General features: G+C 61.6%; 17 protein-coding genes and 1 riboswitch. Of the genes, 3 read left to right on the forward strand and 14 right to left on the reverse strand.

Features of this window, described 5'->3' with window-relative positions:
* Nucleotides 1–100: 100 nt before the first annotated feature.
* The 13 genes from QCE79_RS12810 to QCE79_RS12870 all read right to left on the reverse strand — a co-directional run bounded on the left by QCE79_RS12810 (nucleotide 101) and on the right by QCE79_RS12870 (nucleotide 9,833).
* Nucleotides 101–340: a BolA family protein gene (locus tag QCE79_RS12810; RefSeq protein ID WP_244826378.1), complete on the reverse strand. Its 240-nt coding sequence runs from the start codon at nucleotides 338–340 to the stop codon at nucleotides 101–103.
* Between the two features lie 17 nt (nucleotides 341–357).
* Nucleotides 358–1,113: an ABC transporter permease gene (locus QCE79_RS12815; RefSeq protein WP_244826379.1), complete on the reverse strand. Its 756-nt coding sequence runs from the start codon at nucleotides 1,111–1,113 to the stop codon at nucleotides 358–360.
* Entirely contained in the window at nucleotides 1,110–2,036 is a 927-nt protein-coding gene (locus QCE79_RS12820; protein WP_244826380.1) for an ABC transporter ATP-binding protein, read from the reverse strand. Before QCE79_RS12820 ends, QCE79_RS12815 begins: the two co-directional genes overlap by 4 nt.
* Before the next feature lie 202 nt (nucleotides 2,037–2,238).
* Nucleotides 2,239–2,538, reverse strand: coding sequence for an STAS domain-containing protein (locus QCE79_RS12825; protein ID WP_309844566.1), 300 nt, complete (start codon nucleotides 2,536–2,538; stop codon nucleotides 2,239–2,241).
* Nucleotides 2,535–3,164, reverse strand: a complete 630-nt coding sequence (locus QCE79_RS12830; RefSeq protein WP_244826382.1) for a phospholipid-binding protein MlaC — start codon at nucleotides 3,162–3,164, stop codon at nucleotides 2,535–2,537. The genes QCE79_RS12825 and QCE79_RS12830 overlap by 4 nt, the downstream gene beginning before the upstream one ends.
* A gap of 124 nt (nucleotides 3,165–3,288) precedes the next feature.
* Nucleotides 3,289–4,218: a VacJ family lipoprotein gene (locus tag QCE79_RS12835; RefSeq protein ID WP_250509562.1), complete on the reverse strand. Its 930-nt coding sequence runs from the start codon at nucleotides 4,216–4,218 to the stop codon at nucleotides 3,289–3,291.
* Between the two features lie 11 nt (nucleotides 4,219–4,229).
* Nucleotides 4,230–4,796 (reverse strand): outer membrane lipid asymmetry maintenance protein MlaD, encoded by a 567-nt coding sequence (gene mlaD / locus QCE79_RS12840; protein ID WP_244826384.1) that lies wholly within the window; start codon nucleotides 4,794–4,796, stop codon nucleotides 4,230–4,232.
* 104 nt (nucleotides 4,797–4,900) lie between these two features.
* On the reverse strand, nucleotides 4,901–5,668 hold the full coding sequence (mlaE, locus tag QCE79_RS12845) for a lipid asymmetry maintenance ABC transporter permease subunit MlaE (RefSeq protein ID WP_244826385.1): 768 nt from the start codon (nucleotides 5,666–5,668) through the stop codon (nucleotides 4,901–4,903).
* Complete coding sequence (locus QCE79_RS12850) at nucleotides 5,665–6,480, reverse strand: ABC transporter ATP-binding protein (RefSeq protein ID WP_244826386.1); 816 nt, start codon at nucleotides 6,478–6,480, stop codon at nucleotides 5,665–5,667. The genes mlaE and QCE79_RS12850 overlap by 4 nt, the downstream gene beginning before the upstream one ends.
* Nucleotides 6,481–6,577: 97 nt before the next feature.
* Nucleotides 6,578–7,642: a thiamine phosphate synthase gene (gene thiE / locus QCE79_RS12855; RefSeq protein ID WP_250509563.1), complete on the reverse strand. Its 1,065-nt coding sequence runs from the start codon at nucleotides 7,640–7,642 to the stop codon at nucleotides 6,578–6,580.
* On the reverse strand, nucleotides 7,639–8,448 hold the full coding sequence (locus QCE79_RS12860; RefSeq protein ID WP_309844573.1) for a thiazole synthase: 810 nt from the start codon (nucleotides 8,446–8,448) through the stop codon (nucleotides 7,639–7,641). Before QCE79_RS12860 ends, thiE begins: the two co-directional genes overlap by 4 nt.
* Before the next feature lie 26 nt (nucleotides 8,449–8,474).
* Nucleotides 8,475–8,672, reverse strand: a complete 198-nt coding sequence (thiS, locus tag QCE79_RS12865; RefSeq protein WP_250509565.1) for a sulfur carrier protein ThiS — start codon at nucleotides 8,670–8,672, stop codon at nucleotides 8,475–8,477.
* A gap of 18 nt (nucleotides 8,673–8,690) precedes the next feature.
* Nucleotides 8,691–9,833: an FAD-dependent oxidoreductase gene (locus tag QCE79_RS12870; RefSeq protein WP_309844576.1), complete on the reverse strand. Its 1,143-nt coding sequence runs from the start codon at nucleotides 9,831–9,833 to the stop codon at nucleotides 8,691–8,693.
* Between the two features lie 202 nt (nucleotides 9,834–10,035).
* Nucleotides 10,036–10,163, reverse strand: a riboswitch (TPP riboswitch).
* Between the two features lie 248 nt (nucleotides 10,164–10,411).
* Here QCE79_RS12870 and QCE79_RS12875 point away from each other — a divergent pair.
* The 3 genes from QCE79_RS12875 to QCE79_RS12885 all read left to right on the forward strand — a co-directional run bounded on the left by QCE79_RS12875 (nucleotide 10,412) and on the right by QCE79_RS12885 (nucleotide 13,563).
* The gene (locus tag QCE79_RS12875; protein WP_309844579.1) at nucleotides 10,412–12,154 is read left to right on the forward strand and encodes an ABC transporter ATP-binding protein/permease; all 1,743 of its coding nucleotides are present in this window, start codon (nucleotides 10,412–10,414) and stop codon (nucleotides 12,152–12,154) included.
* 139 nt (nucleotides 12,155–12,293) lie between these two features.
* Nucleotides 12,294–12,776 carry a hypothetical protein gene (locus QCE79_RS12880; protein ID WP_309844582.1) on the forward strand — a complete coding sequence of 161 codons (483 nt, stop codon included), beginning with the start codon at nucleotides 12,294–12,296 and terminating at the stop codon, nucleotides 12,774–12,776.
* Nucleotide 12,777: 1 nt separating this feature from the next.
* Nucleotides 12,778–13,563 carry a DUF1828 domain-containing protein gene (locus tag QCE79_RS12885; protein ID WP_309844585.1) on the forward strand — a complete coding sequence of 262 codons (786 nt, stop codon included), beginning with the start codon at nucleotides 12,778–12,780 and terminating at the stop codon, nucleotides 13,561–13,563.
* A 63-nt stretch (nucleotides 13,564–13,626) separates the two neighbouring features.
* On the opposite strand, the gene QCE79_RS12890 is transcribed toward QCE79_RS12885, so the two are convergent.
* The gene (locus tag QCE79_RS12890; RefSeq protein WP_250465834.1) at nucleotides 13,627–15,093 is read right to left on the reverse strand and encodes a glutamate synthase subunit beta; all 1,467 of its coding nucleotides are present in this window, start codon (nucleotides 15,091–15,093) and stop codon (nucleotides 13,627–13,629) included.
* Nucleotides 15,094–15,151 lie beyond the last annotated feature (58 nt).

A 15,151-nucleotide genomic window follows, 5' to 3' on the forward strand; every position in this document is an offset into this window, starting at 1 on the left:
CGGCGCCGCGGTTGTCTTGAATGATTCGCACTGTTTCCTGCCGGTGTTGCCGGGTGTTACGGGATGTTGCGTGTTGCGTATTGCTACGAATGTCGCGTGCTTACGCGGCTTTGAATTCGTCGGGCGTGAGCGTCTTCATGCTGAGCGCGTGAATTTCTTCGCGCATGCGCTCGCCAAGCGCCGCATAAACCAGTTGATGCCGCGCGATCAGCCGCTTGCCGACGAACGCGTCGCTCACGATGGTCGCGAAGAAGTGCTGGCCATCGCCTTCGACTTCGAGATGCTGGCAGGCGAGGCCGCCAGCGATGTAGTCCTTCACTTGCTCGGGAGTCGGCAACATGAAAGTCTCCTAAAGAATTAGTGACGCAGCTTGAAGCCGCTCGCGAGCAGACGCACGGCAATGAGTGCGAGCACGGCCAGAAATGCAGCGACGATACCCATGCTCACCAGCGGATTCACGTCCGAAAGACCGAAAAAGCCGTAGCGAAAACCGTCGATCATGTAGAAGAACGGATTCAGATGCGACACCGCGCGCCAAACCGGCGGCAACGTATGCGTCGAATAGAACACGCCGGAAAGGAACGTGAGCGGCATGATCAGGAAGTTCTGAAACGCGGCCAACTGGTCGAACTTGTCTGCCCAGATGCCGGCAATCAAACCCAACGTACCGAGGATTGCCGAACCGAGGATCGCGAACGCAATGATGTAGAACGGCGCGGAAAAAGACATCGGGACGAACCATATCGTCACGACGAAAACGCCAAGCCCGACACAAAGTCCACGCGCTACCGATGCCAAAACGTACGCAAAGAACATTTCCCAATGCGCAATGGGCGGCAACAGCACGAACACGAGATTGCCTGTGATCTTCGATTGAATCAGCGACGACGAGCTATTCGCAAACGCGTTCTGCAAAACGCTCATCATCACGAGGCCGGGCACGAGAAAGCTCGTATAACCAACGCCAGCATAAACTTGTACGTGCCCGGAAAGCGCGTGACCGAAGATGGTCAGGTACAACAACGCCGTGACGACCGGCGCGAGCACCGTTTGAAACGATACCTTCCAGAAGCGCAAAAGCTCCTTGTAGAACAACGTCTGAAAGCCGCTCATGAAAGTCCCTCGACCACGTCGGGTTCGTTCATGACTTGCACGAACACGTCTTCGAGATCGGCTTTGCGAACCTCGATTTCATCCAGCGCGCAACCGGCCGCGCGGCACTTCGCGAGAATCGGCTCGACATCGTCGTAGCTCGAAAGGCGCAGCAGATGCTGCATGCCGGACACCGCGTGCGGATCGACTTCCAGCGGACGCAGTTCCACAGGCAGCGAGCCGCTCGAAAAGCGCAGATAAAGTTGCAGACCGGAAAAGCGTTGCAGAAGCGTGCTCGTGCGCTCGAGCGCCACGACTTCACCACGGCGAAGCATGGCGAGACGATCACATAGCGCCTCGGCTTCTTCGAGGTAATGCGTGGTCAGCACGATGGTGTGCCCTTCGCGATTCAATCGCGAGATGAACTTCCAGAGCGTCTGACGAAGTTCGACATCGACGCCCGCCGTGGGCTCGTCGAGCACGATCACCGGCGGCCGATGCACTAGCGCCTGCGCCACCAGCACGCGTCGCTTCATGCCGCCCGAGAGCGCGCGCGTGTTGACGTCCGCTTTCTCGGTGAGATCGAGATTGGCCATGACTTCGTCGATCCAGTCGTCGTTCTTGCGCAAACCGAAATAGCCCGACTGAATTCGCAAAGCCTCGCGCACGGTGAAGAACGGATCGAACACCAGTTCTTGCGGCACCACGCCAAGCGCACGGCGCGCCGCGCGGAAGTCGCTCACGACATCGTGGCCGCGCACGGACACCGTGCCGCTATCGGCGCGCGCGAGTCCGGCAAGGATGCTGATCAGCGTGGTCTTGCCGGCGCCGTTGGGGCCGAGCAAGCCGAAGAATTCGCCCTCTTCAACCGTGAGGCTCACGCCTTTGAGCGCCTGAAGCTGCTTGTAGCGCTTTCTGACGTTTCGGATTTCTATGGCTGACATTGACAGTGCGCGTGCCTCGTGTGGCCGCGCCTCGATTGTGCGGATAACGCTTGACAGACCCGGGCTCGATCGAAAAATTGCCGGGTGCGGGCCCGAAAAAGCATTTGATTATAGGGCAAACCGGATGGAGCCGACTTCGGAGCGATCCTGATCGCGGCAACGCATGCCTGGTTGCCGCACCTGATATGGCGTCAGGACAGGATCAATGTCGGAAGGAGAGCAGCGTGTCGACGCCGTAAGCTTGCGCGAGACTGGCAAGCTTGAAAGGAACATTCACGACGCCAAGCGCCGTGCCGCGCTCGGTGGCGGCGCGCTGCCATGCAAGCAGCACGGCGAGCGCGGATGAATCGAAATGCGTGAGCGGCGCGCAGTCGACTTCAGTTGCACCCGCCGCGATACGCGACAAACCCGCGTCGAGCGCAGCCTTCGCGCTTTCGTGGGTCAGCGTGGCGGCCGTCTGGAAGCGGCCGCCCGCGACTTGCGCATTTGCCTGCGTGCTCACGATGCCTTGCCGTTCGCGAGTTGCTGATTACGCTGCGTGAGGAATTGCAGCAAGCCAGCCACGCCATTCTGCGAAATCTGCTCGTTGAACTGTTGCTGATACGCCTGGATCAGCCATGCGCCGAGCACGTTGATGTCGTACACGCGCCAGCCTTGCGGCGTTTTGTACAGGCGGTAGTCGAGTTCGATCGGCGAGCCGTTGTTCATCACGACCGAGCGGACCACGACATCCGTGTCCTCCGGCGACGCGCGGAACGGCTTGTACTGTACCGTCTGATTACGAACCTGAGCGAGCGCGCCCGAATACGTGCGAATGAGCAGCATCTTGAATTGCTCGACGATCTGCTTTTGTTGCTCGGGCGTTGCCGTGTTCCAGTTGCGCCCCATCACGAGACGCGTGGTACGCGTGAAGTCCGTGTACGGCAGGATCTTCTGATTGACGAGTTCAGTGATGCGCTGGATGTCGCCCGACTGAATCTTGCTGTCGGACTTGATGTCGTCGAGCACTTGTTGCGTGACGGTCTTGATCATCACGTCGGGCGCGCTCGAGTCGACGGATTGCGCCGACGCCGCGCCGCAGAACGCGATCAGCATGGCGAAGATAGGAAGCAAAAAGATTTTTTTCATCGCAGATCCTGCAAAAAAAGGGGCTTGAGTTTGAGCGCGCTGGCTAGAACGAGTTCAGACCGCGCGCCTGTCAAACTGTAAAAAATGCTGCCAAGTATTTTACCGGCCGTTAGCGTCAGTCCGCTCAACGCAAGCGGAACGAAGGGAATCCCGGCGCGCGCGGCGGAACGTACTGATGTCCCGGAACCGTGTTGTTGCCCGTGTCGCTCGCTGCGCGCGGCGCGCCAGCGGCTCCAGAAGCAGGCGTCGCGCCCGATGCCGCTTCGGACGGAACCGCCGTCGCCGAAGCGCCCGCCGGAGTCGCGGCTTCCGCGCCTTCCGCATCGTAGTTTGGAAGCGGCGCTTCGCTGTAATCGGGCGAGGTGCCTTCGCCACCGGTAATCAGATATTGCCGCCGCTGCAGGTAAGCGTTACGAACGAAAGAGTATTTGTCGAGCGCGGCATCCGAAAGAATGTCGGATGCATCCAGCAGGTTCGCGCGTGTGTTCACGAGATTTACGCCGTACAAGGCCCAGCTCACGGAATCCGGCTGCACGTAACTCAGCGGATTACCGAAATAATCGACCGCGAGGCCGCCGGTATCGCGCACGGTGCTTGGTCCAAGAAGCGGCAGCACGACGTACGGGCCAGGCGGCACGCCGTAGTGGCCGAGCGTGAGACCGAAGTCGCCCGAATGCTTCGGCAGCTTGGCGATGGTCGCCACGTCGAACAGACCGCCCACGCCGAACACCGTGTTGATTGCGACGCGCATGATGTCCGACACGCCATCCGCGATTCTCAGTTGCAGAAGATTGTTCGCCGCGATGTAGACATCGCCGATATTCGAGAAGAAGTTCGTGACGCTGTTGCGCACGGGTTCCGGGACGGCCCAGACGTAAGCCTGCGCCACCGGCTTGAACGCGTATTGATCGACCTTGTCGTTGATCGTGAACATCGTCCGGTTGTAGCTCTCGAAGGGATCGCCCTTGGTCGGAGTGGTCACTGTCGCGCACCCGCCGAACATGCCCACCGTTGCCGCTAGAACGATTGCGCGCCGCATCCCTGTCGAGTGCATGTTGTTTCTCCTTATTGAGCCGTACCCGAGGCCGCGCTCGCGCCCATCGCGCTTGCCGCACCCGGAAATGCCGGTGCGGGAGCTGCCGTTGCCGCCGGCGCCGCCGAGGATTTCGACGCGCCGGAATCCGCTGCCTTGTTATAGAGGAACTGTCCGATCAGATTTTCCAGCACCACGGCGGACTGCGTCATCGTGATGGTGTCGCCATTCTTGAGCATCTGATCGTCGCCGCCCGGCTCCAGGCCGATGTACTGCTCGCCGAGCAGACCGGAAGTCAGAATCTTGGCGGACGAATCTTTCGGAAATTGATATTGCTTGTCGATGTCGATGGCGACCACCGCCTGATACGTATTTCCATCGAAGCTGATCGAGCCGACGCGCCCGACCGTCACGCCCGCGCTCTTGACCGGCGCGCGCGCCTTAAGGCCGCCGATGTTGTCGAACTTGAGCTTCACCGCGTAGGTCTGCTGGAACGACAGCGAACTCATGTTGCCCGCCTTCAGCGCAAGGAACAGCAGCGCCACGAAACCGAGCACCACGAAGAGGCCGACCCAAAAGTCGAGAGCAGTCTTTTTCATCGTCTTCCCAAAGAGAATCTTGTCGCAGAGCGCGTGTGAGGTCTGTGCCCTTCACAACGCCCACGCCCTCGCGGGCGTTTTGCATTTGGTTCATTAGCTGGACATCAGCTGAACATCAACGCGGTCAGCAGGAAATCGAGGCCGAGCACCGCGAGCGACGCGTACACGACCGTCTTCGTGGTCGCGCGCGACACGCCTTCCGGCGTAGGCCGTGCTTCGTAGCCCTGGAACAACGCGATGAACGTCACCGCGAAGCCGAACACGATGCTCTTGATGACGCCATTGCCGACATCGCGCCACACGTCCACGCCGCCTTGCATCTGCGACCAGAACGCGCCGGAATCCACGCCGATCAGCAACACGCCGACCACATACCCGCCGATTATGCCGACCGCGCTGAAAATGGCCGCCAGCACGGGCATGGCGATGATGCCCGCCCACATGCGCGGCGCGACCACCACTTTCATGGGATCGACGGCCATCATTTCCATTGCCGTGAGTTGTTCGCCCGCCTTCATCAAACCGATCTCGGCGGTCAGCGACGTACCCGCGCGGCCGGCGAACAACAGCGCCGTGACGACCGGCCCGAGCTCGCGCACGAGCGAAAGCGCGACGAGCAGTCCGAGCGCCTGCTCCGAACCATAGCGGTTCAGTGTGTAATAACCCTGCAGCCCGAGTACGAAGCCGACGAACAGGCCCGACACCGCGATGATGACAAGCGAATAATTGCCGACGAAGTGAATTTGCTTCGTGACGAGACGCGGCCGCCGCAAAAGCGGGAAGAATTCGAGTACGAGGCGCAACAGCATGCGCATTGCATAACCGGCGGTTCCGAAACCGTCGAGCACCCAGCGTCCGAGTGCGCTGATCATGCTTTTCCTCCGATGCCGAAATCCGCCGCGAGCGGCTGGCTCGCGTAATGAAACTTGAAGGGACCGTCCGGCGTGCCGTCGATGAACTGACGCACGGTCGGGTCTTCCGACGCGCGTAATTGCTCCGGCGTGCCTTCCGCGTGAATGCCGCCGTTCGCGACGAAGTACACGTAGTCCGCAATGGCGAACGACTCGGGCACATCGTGCGAAACGAGAATGGACGTGGCGCCGAGAGCGTCGTTGAGCGTGCGGATGAGTTGCGCGGTTATGCCGAGCGAGATGGGATCGAGACCGGCGAACGGCTCGTCGTACATCATTAGTTCGGGATCGAGCGCGATGGCGCGGGCAAGCGCGACGCGGCGCGCCATGCCGCCGGAAATCTCCGACGGCGCGAGATCGCGCGCGCCACGCAGGCCGACCGCGTTGAGCTTCATCAGGACGAGATCGCGGATGAGCTCTTCCGGCAGATCCGTGTGTTCCCGCAGCGGAAACGCGACGTTCTCGAACACGGTCTGGTCGGTGAACAGCGCGCCGAACTGAAACAGCATGCCCATCCGGCGGCGCAGCGCGTAAAGACCGTCGCGCGATTGCGTGCCGACGTCCTTGCCCGCGAACAGCACCTGACCGCGGCTGGCTTTCACCAGCCCGCCGATCAACCGTAAGGTTGTCGTCTTGCCGCAGCCGGAGCCACCCATGACCGCAACCACCTGACCACGCGTGAAACGCATGTTCAGGTTCGAGAGAACGGGCCGATTACCGTAACCGAAATCGACGTCGCGAAGCTCTAGCAGGGGCTCGGGGAAAGCTGGCACGAGGTAAGAAATTCCTTGGACGCAAGAGGCCGAATTATAGGGCCTGCGCGCAATCGGTGCTTTACCTACGCTCTACCCGATATGATTTTCAGAACATTTACCCTTGATTTGCAAAGCTTTGTTGTAGCGACTCGACGGCGGCTTCGGTGTCCGCCGCTTCTGTCACGGCACGCACGACAGCAGCGCTTCCTACGCTGGTCGCCAGCACCTCGGGCAATACCTTGCCGTCGATACCGCCGATCGCGACGAGCGGCACACGTCCTTTCAGAAGCTTTACGTAGCGTGTAAGCCGCGCCAGGCCTTGCGGTTTGGTGGGCATGACTTTCGTCGTGGTGGGAAACACCGCGCCGAGCGCGAGATAGCTCGGCCGGAAGTGCAGCGCGCGAAGCATCTCGTAATAGCCGTGCGTCGAAAGTCCGAGGCGCAACCCGGCTTGCGCGATTGCCTGCAGATCGGCGGTTTCGACATCTTCCTGACCGAGATGCACGCCGTAAGCGCGTGCGGCGATCGCTTCGCGCCAGTGATCGTTGATGAAAAGCTGCGCCTGATGCCGCTGCCCCGCCACGACCGAACGCTCGATTTCGCCGTGAAGGTCCGCTGCGTCGGTGGTCTTGCGGCGCAACTGCGCCGTGCGCACGCCAAGGTCCAGCACGCGTTCGACCCAATTCGCGCTCGGCAAGACGGGGTAAAGACCGAGCTTGTCCGGGCAAGCGGGAAAAGCAGGCTCCGGCGCGGGTGGAAGATCGCCGACGCGCGGGAACGTGTCGAAGTCGCTTGGCCACGCGTCTTCTTTCTGTTCGTCGCCGGCGCGCCATGCCATTGCCAGGACGAGCGCATCGTGCGGTTCGAAATTGCAGTCGAGGAACGCCGCCAGCGCAGCCAGCCAGTCGTCGGAACGCTCGCCTTCGAGAACGTGGCGCGCGCCTGCATGCAGCAATATCACGCGATGTTCGTACGCTTCCAGCACCGTCGCATTGCCCGCGGCGTATGGCTCGTTGACGACGAGCAGATCCTGCGCACTTGGCGTATCCGGCACGGTCAGGCAGATGCGCCAGCGCGTTGGCGGCGCGGGCCACTCGCCGAGCCGCGCGCGGATACGTTCGGCGACTTCGGTCAACTCATCCGCCGGCGGCCAGAAAACTTCGTGTCCGAGCAAGCTCATGCAGCACCTCCGTCCTGATGCCAGAACGGCATGCCAACGACCGGCGTGCTGGCCTGCGCGCTGTCGCGCTCGGCCATCGGACCGGCGAGAAACGCCGTGCGCCCGGCTTCGACACCCAGGGCGAACGCGCGCGCCATCTGCGACGGAAAGGTCGCCTGCGACACGGCGGTGTTCAAGAGCACACCGTCGAAACCCCACTCCATCACCTGGCACGCATGCGAGGGCACGCCGAGGCCTGCATCGACGATCAGCGGCACGTCTGGCAGCCGCTCGCGCAACGTGCGCAGACCGTAGGGATTGGTCACGCCCTTGCCGGTGCCGATGGGCGCGCCCCAGGGCATCAACGCCTCGCAGCCGGCATCGAGCAGACGGCGGCCGATCACGAGATCCTCGGTGCAATAAGGCAGCACCTTGAAGCCGTCGCGCACGAGCTTGCCCGCCGCTTCGACGAGGCCGATCGGGTCGGGCTGCAACGTGTAGTCGTCGCCGATCAGTTCCAGCTTGATCCACGGCGTGTCGAAAACCTCGCGCGCCATGTAGGCGGTGGTCAGCACTTCATCGACGCTCTGGCAGCCCGCCGTGTTTGGCAGCAGCGCGACGCCGTGACGCTTGAGGACTTCGAAAAAACCGGCCTCGCCAGTCTCGGACTGACGGCGCAGCGCGACGGTCACCATGCCGGGCCGCGCGGCATCGATGGAATCCGAAAGCGATTGCAGCGACGGATAACGCGATGTGCCGAGCAGCACACGGCTCGGGAACGTCTGGCCGTAGAGCGTAAGACTATGGGCGGCGGTGTGTGAGGTCATGATTCGATCCTTCGGATTCGATAGATTCAGCCGCCCGCGACGGGCGACACGACGTCGAGCTTGTCGCCGGCTCGAAGCGTCTTCGTGCCGTGCTCGCCGCGCGCGACGAACTGTCCGTTGAGCGCGACCGCGAACGGCGGTTTGGCGCCGAATACGGCGAGCGCGTCGGTGACGGTGGCGGCATCGGTCAGACTGAATTCGCGCTGATTGATGTGGATGTTCATGGCTTTGACTTTCGATGACTAGAGCGCGGCCGCGATGGCCGGTTCGCTATGCAGAAGTTCGGACCAGCGCGCGCCGCCGCGATAATCCGCGAACGATGCGGCGTCCGCGACGGTTCCGCCCGCGATGGCTTGGGCGAGTGCGCAGGCGGCATCGGCGACTTCCGGCGCGATCATGAAGCCGTGCCGATACAGGCCGTTCACGCGCACGGTCCGCGCCCCGTCCCAGACGATGGCCGGCCGATGATCCGGCAGCGTCGGCCGGCACTGAGAATTGAGTTCGAGGATGCGCGCCTCGCCGAAACCCGGATGCACCGCGAATGCCGCACTCATCAGTTCCAGCGCCGAGCGCACGCTCACGGGCGACATGTCCTCGCCTTCGACTTCGGTCGCGCCGATCACGTAAAGATCGTCCTCTTTCGGCGCGATATACAGCGGATAACGCGGATGCAGCAGCCGCACCGGCCGCGACAACCCGATGCCCGGCGCATGCACGCGCGCCACTTCCCCGCGAATACCACGCAACGCGGGCCACGCCGTTTTGCCGCCCAGCCCACGGCAATCGATGATCCAGCGCGCGTCGGGCAGAGCATCGACCGGAGAATTCCAGTGCGTGCGCACGCCGCGCGCCCCAAGTCCGGCCGCGAGCGCTCGAAGCGCCTGACGATTGTCGAGTTGACCTTCGTGCGGCAGCAGCCAGCCTTGCGCGAAACGCGTGCCGAGCGCGGGTTCCGCTTGCGCGACTTCCGCGCCCGCGAGCTTGACGAAGCCGCCATCGAGCAAGCTCGCAGGCGCGTTGGCGCGCAACCTGCGTTCGAATAGCGGCGCTTCCGCGCGATCCGCGCCGTGCCAGACGACGAGCGTGCCGTTGCGCTGAAAGTAAACCGGCTCGGGCAAATCGGCGATGAGCCCCGGCCAGCGTTCCAGCGACGCCGCGCCGAGTTCGACGACGAGCGGCTCCGCACTCGTCGCCTCGGCGAGCGGCGCGAGCATCGCGGCGGCCACCCACGCAGCCGACTGCGTGCCCGCCTCGTCGCCGCGCTCGTATAGCGCGACGCCGTGGCCCGCGCCCGCGAGTTGCCACGCCACGAGCCGCCCGACGAGTCCTCCGCCGATGACGGCGAAGTCTGGCCGGCGCGCGGCGGGCTGATGGATCGTGTTCACTTTTCCGATGTCTCCTGTCGATCGAAACGAGGCTGGGCGCCGCTCCGGTCTTATCCACGACTGATAACGCCGTGCAGCAAACGCACGAACGCGAAGACAAAACTTGCAGAGGAGAGACCGGCCCGGCAGCGGCAGCGCAAACAACGCGCGCCAGGCGGAAAAGAAAGATGATGGAAGAACCTGGAGGAAAGGCGCGACGGCCGCGCGTTCTCCGGAAACTTCCCTCGCCGGTATTACCCGGATCGGGTGCAAAGGGTCTCTCTCAGCCTCGCCGCGCCAGCACACCGATAATTCGATGACATCGCGCGCGAAGCACCCCTGTTTCGTCGAAGATCATTAGACCATGAAAGCCAAAGCCGCTGCAAACCGGGATTCCCCGCCTTTGGTCGCCTCGGTCGGCACTCTGGCACAATGCCGCGAGCATGGTTCTCCGCATGGTTGTGCGAATGAGCACGGAATTAAGCGGCAGTTAAGGGAACCTCTGAACAATCTGCGGGACAGGAAAGAGGCTGCGCGTGTGAGTATCGCGGCGCGGTGCGTCCATTCGTAACTCGGACCGGCATATCATCAGGAAGGTCATGGCCAATTCTCAACCGGAAAACACGCAGCAACAAGCCGACACGGTCTCTGCGTGGAGCCTCATCAAGCCCTACTGGGTCTCGGAGGAGCGCGGCTTCGCATGGGGTCTGCTTGTTGCCATCATCGCGATCAACATGACGGTCGTATGGATCAACGTGCGGCTCAACAGCTGGAGCGCGGCGTTCTACAACGCGCTGCAGAACAAGAACGTCCACGACTTTCCGCACCTTCTGCTGGTCTTCACCGGCCTCGCCTTCGCGTACATTCTGCTCGCGGTTTATGGGAGGTATCTGCGGCAGATGCTCGGCTTCCGCTGGCGCCAGTGGCTGACCAACAAGTATCTCGAACAGTGGTTCGGCGACCGCGCTTTTTACCGCATAGAACGCGACCGTCTCGCCGATAACCCCGACCAGCGGATCAGCGACGACCTGCAATCCTTCGCGACCACCACGCTGTCTCTGTCGCTCGATCTGCTTTCCACGCTAGTCACGCTCGTCACGTTCATCACCATTTTGTGGACGCTCGCGGGCGCGCTGACCATCACGGCATTCGGCACGCCGCTTGTCATTCCCGGCTACATGGTCTGGGCGGCGGCGCTTTACGCGATCATCGGCTCGGTCATCATCCAGAAGGTCGGACATCCGCTGGTGTCGATCAACTACCAGCAACAGAAGGTCGAGGCCGATTTCCGCTTCGGGCTGATTCGCGTGCGCGAGAATGCCGAGCAGATCGCGTTTTACGATGGCATCGCCACCGAGACGGCCAACGCGAAGACCATCTTCCAGCGCATTCGCGACAACTGGTGGATGATCATGAAGTACACGAAGCGCATGACCTTCGTGCTCAGTTTCTACGGACAGATCGCCATCATCTTCCCAATCATGGTTGCCGCGCCGCGCTACTTCGCGGGCGCGTTCTCGTTCGGCGTCTTGATGCAGATTTCATCGGCGTTCGGCACGGTCAGCGATTCGTTCTCCTGGTTCATCAACAGTTACTCGACCTTGGTCGAATGGCGCGCCACGGTGAATCGTCTGCGCGAATTCAAGCGTGTGATGCGCTCGACGCATATCCGCGAGGAAACGTCGCCGGCAACGGCGCATGGCGGTATCAACCTGCATTACACGAGCACGAAAGCGCTGAAGACCAAGGGGCTTGCGCTCGCACTGCCGAATGGCACGCCGCTTTCGCGCGTGGGCGACGTGACGATAGAACCGGGATCGCGCTGGCTAATAGTCGGGCCGTCGGGCGCGGGCAAGAGCACGCTGATGCGGGCTCTGGCGGGCCTTTGGCCGTTTGGCGACGGTAGTATCGACGCACCCGTCGACGCGAAGATGCTGTTTATCCCGCAAGTGAGCTATCTGCCGATCGGTACGCTGCGCGCGGCGTTGAGCTATCCGTCGCCGGGTGGCACCTTCACCGACGAGGAATCGCGCGAGGCGCTGCGTCTGTGCAATCTGGCCGAGTATGGCGACCGCCTGGAAGAAAGTGCGCACTGGGCGCGCAGCTTGTCGCCGGGCGAGCAACAGCGTCTTGCCGCCGCGCGCGTGCTGCTGCACAAGCCCGACTTCCTGTTCCTCGACGAAGCCACCAGCGCGCTCGATGCGGATAACGAACTGCATATCTATAACACGCTCGTCGAACGTTTGCCGAAGGCGGCGATTTTGAGCGTTGCGCACCGGGAGTCGGTGGCGCTGTTCCATGATTATCGGATCGAGATAGAGAGGACGATGGCGGAGGCTTGATTCCGTCTCTTGCTGAATGAAGAACCGCATCCGCGAGCAATTGTGGGTGCGGTTTTTCTTATTTGTGGCGGTGAGTAACTTGCCCTGCGCGCGACGTCATAGACTTCGAAGCGTTACGGCAGACAGTCACAAATAATCGATGGACTTCCTTCTACTGACAGACGACGATCTCGCATCGATGCGCCACGCGCCAAAATCCATCGTCAACAAGGGGGCGCGGTGGGTAACGAAAGGCGGTCACCGCGAAAAGAATTACGTGCTCCACGATGCACGCGATATGACACAGGTTTATCGGCTCTTTCTTCGCGTCTCGCTGACCAGAGCCAGTGCGTTTTCAGTCGGTCTCGCGCGTGTGTGGTCACCTGATGCAACCCTTGTGCTCGTGCGTTACAACGGTCCTTATCACGGGCACAGAAATGTTATCGAGCGCGTCAAGGTTCCCTTAGGCTGTCACAAGCATGTCGCCACCGAACGATACATGCGTGCCGGCCACGATCCGGACGGCTATGCTGAATCGGTCTACGACTACAATTCGGTTGAGGGAGCATTTGATTGTCTCTGCAGGGATTGCAGCGTCGACTTGCTTGACTACAACCCGTTTCAATCCGAGCTCGAGTTCTGACATGCTGCGCGACGCACCTGATACGGTTAAACGACTGCTCTGCGAGTCATGGTGTTCCGAGCTGGACGTGGCACAAGACGGTGATGCGCTTCGCTTGTCCATGCCGCTGCTGGAACCGGATGGCGACTACGTGACGGTCTGGCTTCGTCAAACGATGGGCGGCTGGCTCATCGAAGATGCGGGCACGACGTTGATGCGCATTTCCTACGACTCCGACGCTACTCTTCTCACGCGCGGTCCACGCCGTGTGCTGCTGGACAAGATGCTGGCGGAATACGGCGCGCGCCTTGGAGAAGATGGGCAGATCGTGTCCGAGTCAGACGAAACTTCACTCGGCATGTCTTTGCTTCGCTATGATCAAGCCTTGGTGCGCGTCAACGACCTAAAGACATGGAACAAGTCACGTGTCGCATCGACTTTTTCCGACGACCTGAAGCGTCATCTGATAGAGATTGTCGGAGTAGACAACGTGCTCGAGAACTATCTGGCGCCGCAAGTTCCCGACGCCGCTGACTACCCAATCGACTTCTCGCTCAGAGGCGGCCGCGCACCTCTTTTCGTATTCGGTGTCGCCACGCGGGAACGAGCGCGGCTGGCAACTATCGTCCTTCAGCATATCGATCAGCACATCGAGTCGTTCGATTCGATCGTGGTTTTTCAGGATGCCAGCGCGTTACCAAGCGGTGATTTACGTCGTTTGATGAACGCCGCCAACGACATGGTGGACTCGCTCGACGCGAAAGGCGCACTCGAAAAGAAAATCCGCCATCGCCTGAGAACGGCATAACCCCGCCAACAAAAAAGGGCGAACCCCAAAGGCCCGCCCTTTTCTCCCATCAACCCCGCTCTCTTATCGCGGCAATTCGCTACTGCCCATCAAATACGCATCCACCGACCGCGCGCACTGGCGCCCTTCGCGAATCGCCCACACCACGAGCGACTGACCGCGCCGCATATCGCCCGCGGTAAACACCTTGTCCACCGACGTGTAATACGCTTTGTCACCTTCGGTCGAGGCGCGCACGTTACCGCGCGCGTCCTTGTCGACGCCAAACGCATCCAGCACCGGCGAAGCTGGCTGCGTGAAGCCCATGGCGAGCAGCACGAGGTCGGCCTTCAGCTCGAACTCGCTGTTCGGCACTTCCTGCATCTTGCCGTTCTTCCACTCGACGCGCACCGCGATCAGCTTCTCGACCTTGCCGTTCTTGCCTTCGAAACGCTTCGTCGCAACCGACCAGTCACGCTCGCAACCCTCTTCATGCGACGACGACGTACGCAGCTTGATCGGCCAGTAGGGCCACACGAGCGGCTTGTTCTCTTCCTCGGGCGGCTGCGCGAGCAGTTCGAACTGCACCACGCCCTTAGCGCCATGCCGGTTCGAGGTGCCGACGCAATCCGAACCCGTGTCGCCACCGCCGATCACGACGACATGCTTGCCCTTCGCGACCAGTTGCTCCGCGAGCTTGTCGCCTGCGTTAACCTTGTTCTGCTGCGGCAGGAATTCCATCGCGTAATAGATGCCTTCCAGCTCGCGCCCCGGCACCGGCAGATCGCGCGGCGTTTCCGAACCGCCCGCCACCACGACCGCATCGAACTGTTCTTTCAGTTCGTCCGGCGTGATGGTTTCCTTGGCCGTATTGCCGATGTGCCCCGGCAGCGCGTCCTTGCCGATGAACACGTTGGTGCGGAACGACACGCCTTCCGCTTCCATCTGGCGCATGCGGCGGTCGATCAGCCACTTCTCCAGCTTGAAGTCGGGAATGCCATAACGCAGCAAACCACCAATGCGATCGTTCTTTTCGAACACAACCACGTCGTGACCGGCGCGTCCCAGTTGCTGCGCGACCGCGAGCCCGGCGGGACCGGAGCCGACCACCGCAACCTTCTTGCCGGTCTTGTGTTTGGGCGGCTGCGGCGCGACCCAGCCTTCGGTCCACGCCTTGTCGATGATCGCGTGCTCGATCGACTTGATGCCCACCGGATCGTCATTGATACCGAGCGTGCAAGCCGACTCGCACGGCGCCGGACAAATGCGTCCCGTGAACTCGGGGAAGTTGTTGGTCGAATGCAGCACTTCGATCGCGCTCTTCCAGTCCTGACGGAACACGAGATCGTTGAAGTCCGGAATGATGTTGTTCACCGGACAACCGTTGTTGCAGAACGGAATGCCGCAGTCCATGCAGCGCGCGCCCTGAACCTTGGCGTCTTCATCGGTCAGCGCGGCGACGAATTCCTTGTAATGCTTGACGCGGGTCAGCGGTGCTTCGTACGCCTCGTGGCGGCGTTCGAACTCGAGAAAACCGGTTGCCTTGCCCATGTGGTTCTCTTCTTTCTCTGTATTTGGTGAGGAACTCGCTCTCCGGCGTACCGGAGAG

The organism is Caballeronia sp. LZ003 (assembly GCF_031451465.1).
GTDB lineage: Bacteria > Pseudomonadota > Gammaproteobacteria > Burkholderiales > Burkholderiaceae > Caballeronia.

What these genes read in the sequence shown, in the direction of transcription:
- QCE79_RS12810 (WP_244826378.1), bottom strand. Translation starts at nt 340, where the DNA reads ATGTTGCCGACTCCCGAGCAAGTGAAGGACTACATCGCTGGCGGCCTC.
- QCE79_RS12815 (WP_244826379.1), bottom strand. Translation starts at nt 1,113, where the DNA reads ATGAGCGGCTTTCAGACGTTGTTCTACAAGGAGCTTTTGCGCTTCTGG.
- QCE79_RS12820 (WP_244826380.1), bottom strand. Translation starts at nt 2,036, where the DNA reads ATGTCAGCCATAGAAATCCGAAACGTCAGAAAGCGCTACAAGCAGCTT.
- QCE79_RS12830 (WP_244826382.1), bottom strand. Translation starts at nt 3,164, where the DNA reads ATGAAAAAAATCTTTTTGCTTCCTATCTTCGCCATGCTGATCGCGTTC.
- QCE79_RS12835 (WP_250509562.1), bottom strand. Translation starts at nt 4,218, where the DNA reads ATGCACTCGACAGGGATGCGGCGCGCAATCGTTCTAGCGGCAACGGTG.
- mlaD (WP_244826384.1), bottom strand. Translation starts at nt 4,796, where the DNA reads ATGAAAAAGACTGCTCTCGACTTTTGGGTCGGCCTCTTCGTGGTGCTC.
- mlaE (WP_244826385.1), bottom strand. Translation starts at nt 5,668, where the DNA reads ATGATCAGCGCACTCGGACGCTGGGTGCTCGACGGTTTCGGAACCGCC.
- thiE (WP_250509563.1), bottom strand. Translation starts at nt 7,642, where the DNA reads ATGAGCTTGCTCGGACACGAAGTTTTCTGGCCGCCGGCGGATGAGTTG.
- QCE79_RS12860 (WP_309844573.1), bottom strand. Translation starts at nt 8,448, where the DNA reads ATGACCTCACACACCGCCGCCCATAGTCTTACGCTCTACGGCCAGACG.
- thiS (WP_250509565.1), bottom strand. Translation starts at nt 8,672, where the DNA reads ATGAACATCCACATCAATCAGCGCGAATTCAGTCTGACCGATGCCGCC.
- QCE79_RS12875 (WP_309844579.1), top strand. Translation starts at nt 10,412, where the DNA reads ATGGCCAATTCTCAACCGGAAAACACGCAGCAACAAGCCGACACGGTC.
- QCE79_RS12880 (WP_309844582.1), top strand. Translation starts at nt 12,294, where the DNA reads ATGGACTTCCTTCTACTGACAGACGACGATCTCGCATCGATGCGCCAC.
- QCE79_RS12885 (WP_309844585.1), top strand. Translation starts at nt 12,778, where the DNA reads ATGCTGCGCGACGCACCTGATACGGTTAAACGACTGCTCTGCGAGTCA.
- QCE79_RS12890 (WP_250465834.1), bottom strand. Translation starts at nt 15,093, where the DNA reads ATGGGCAAGGCAACCGGTTTTCTCGAGTTCGAACGCCGCCACGAGGCG.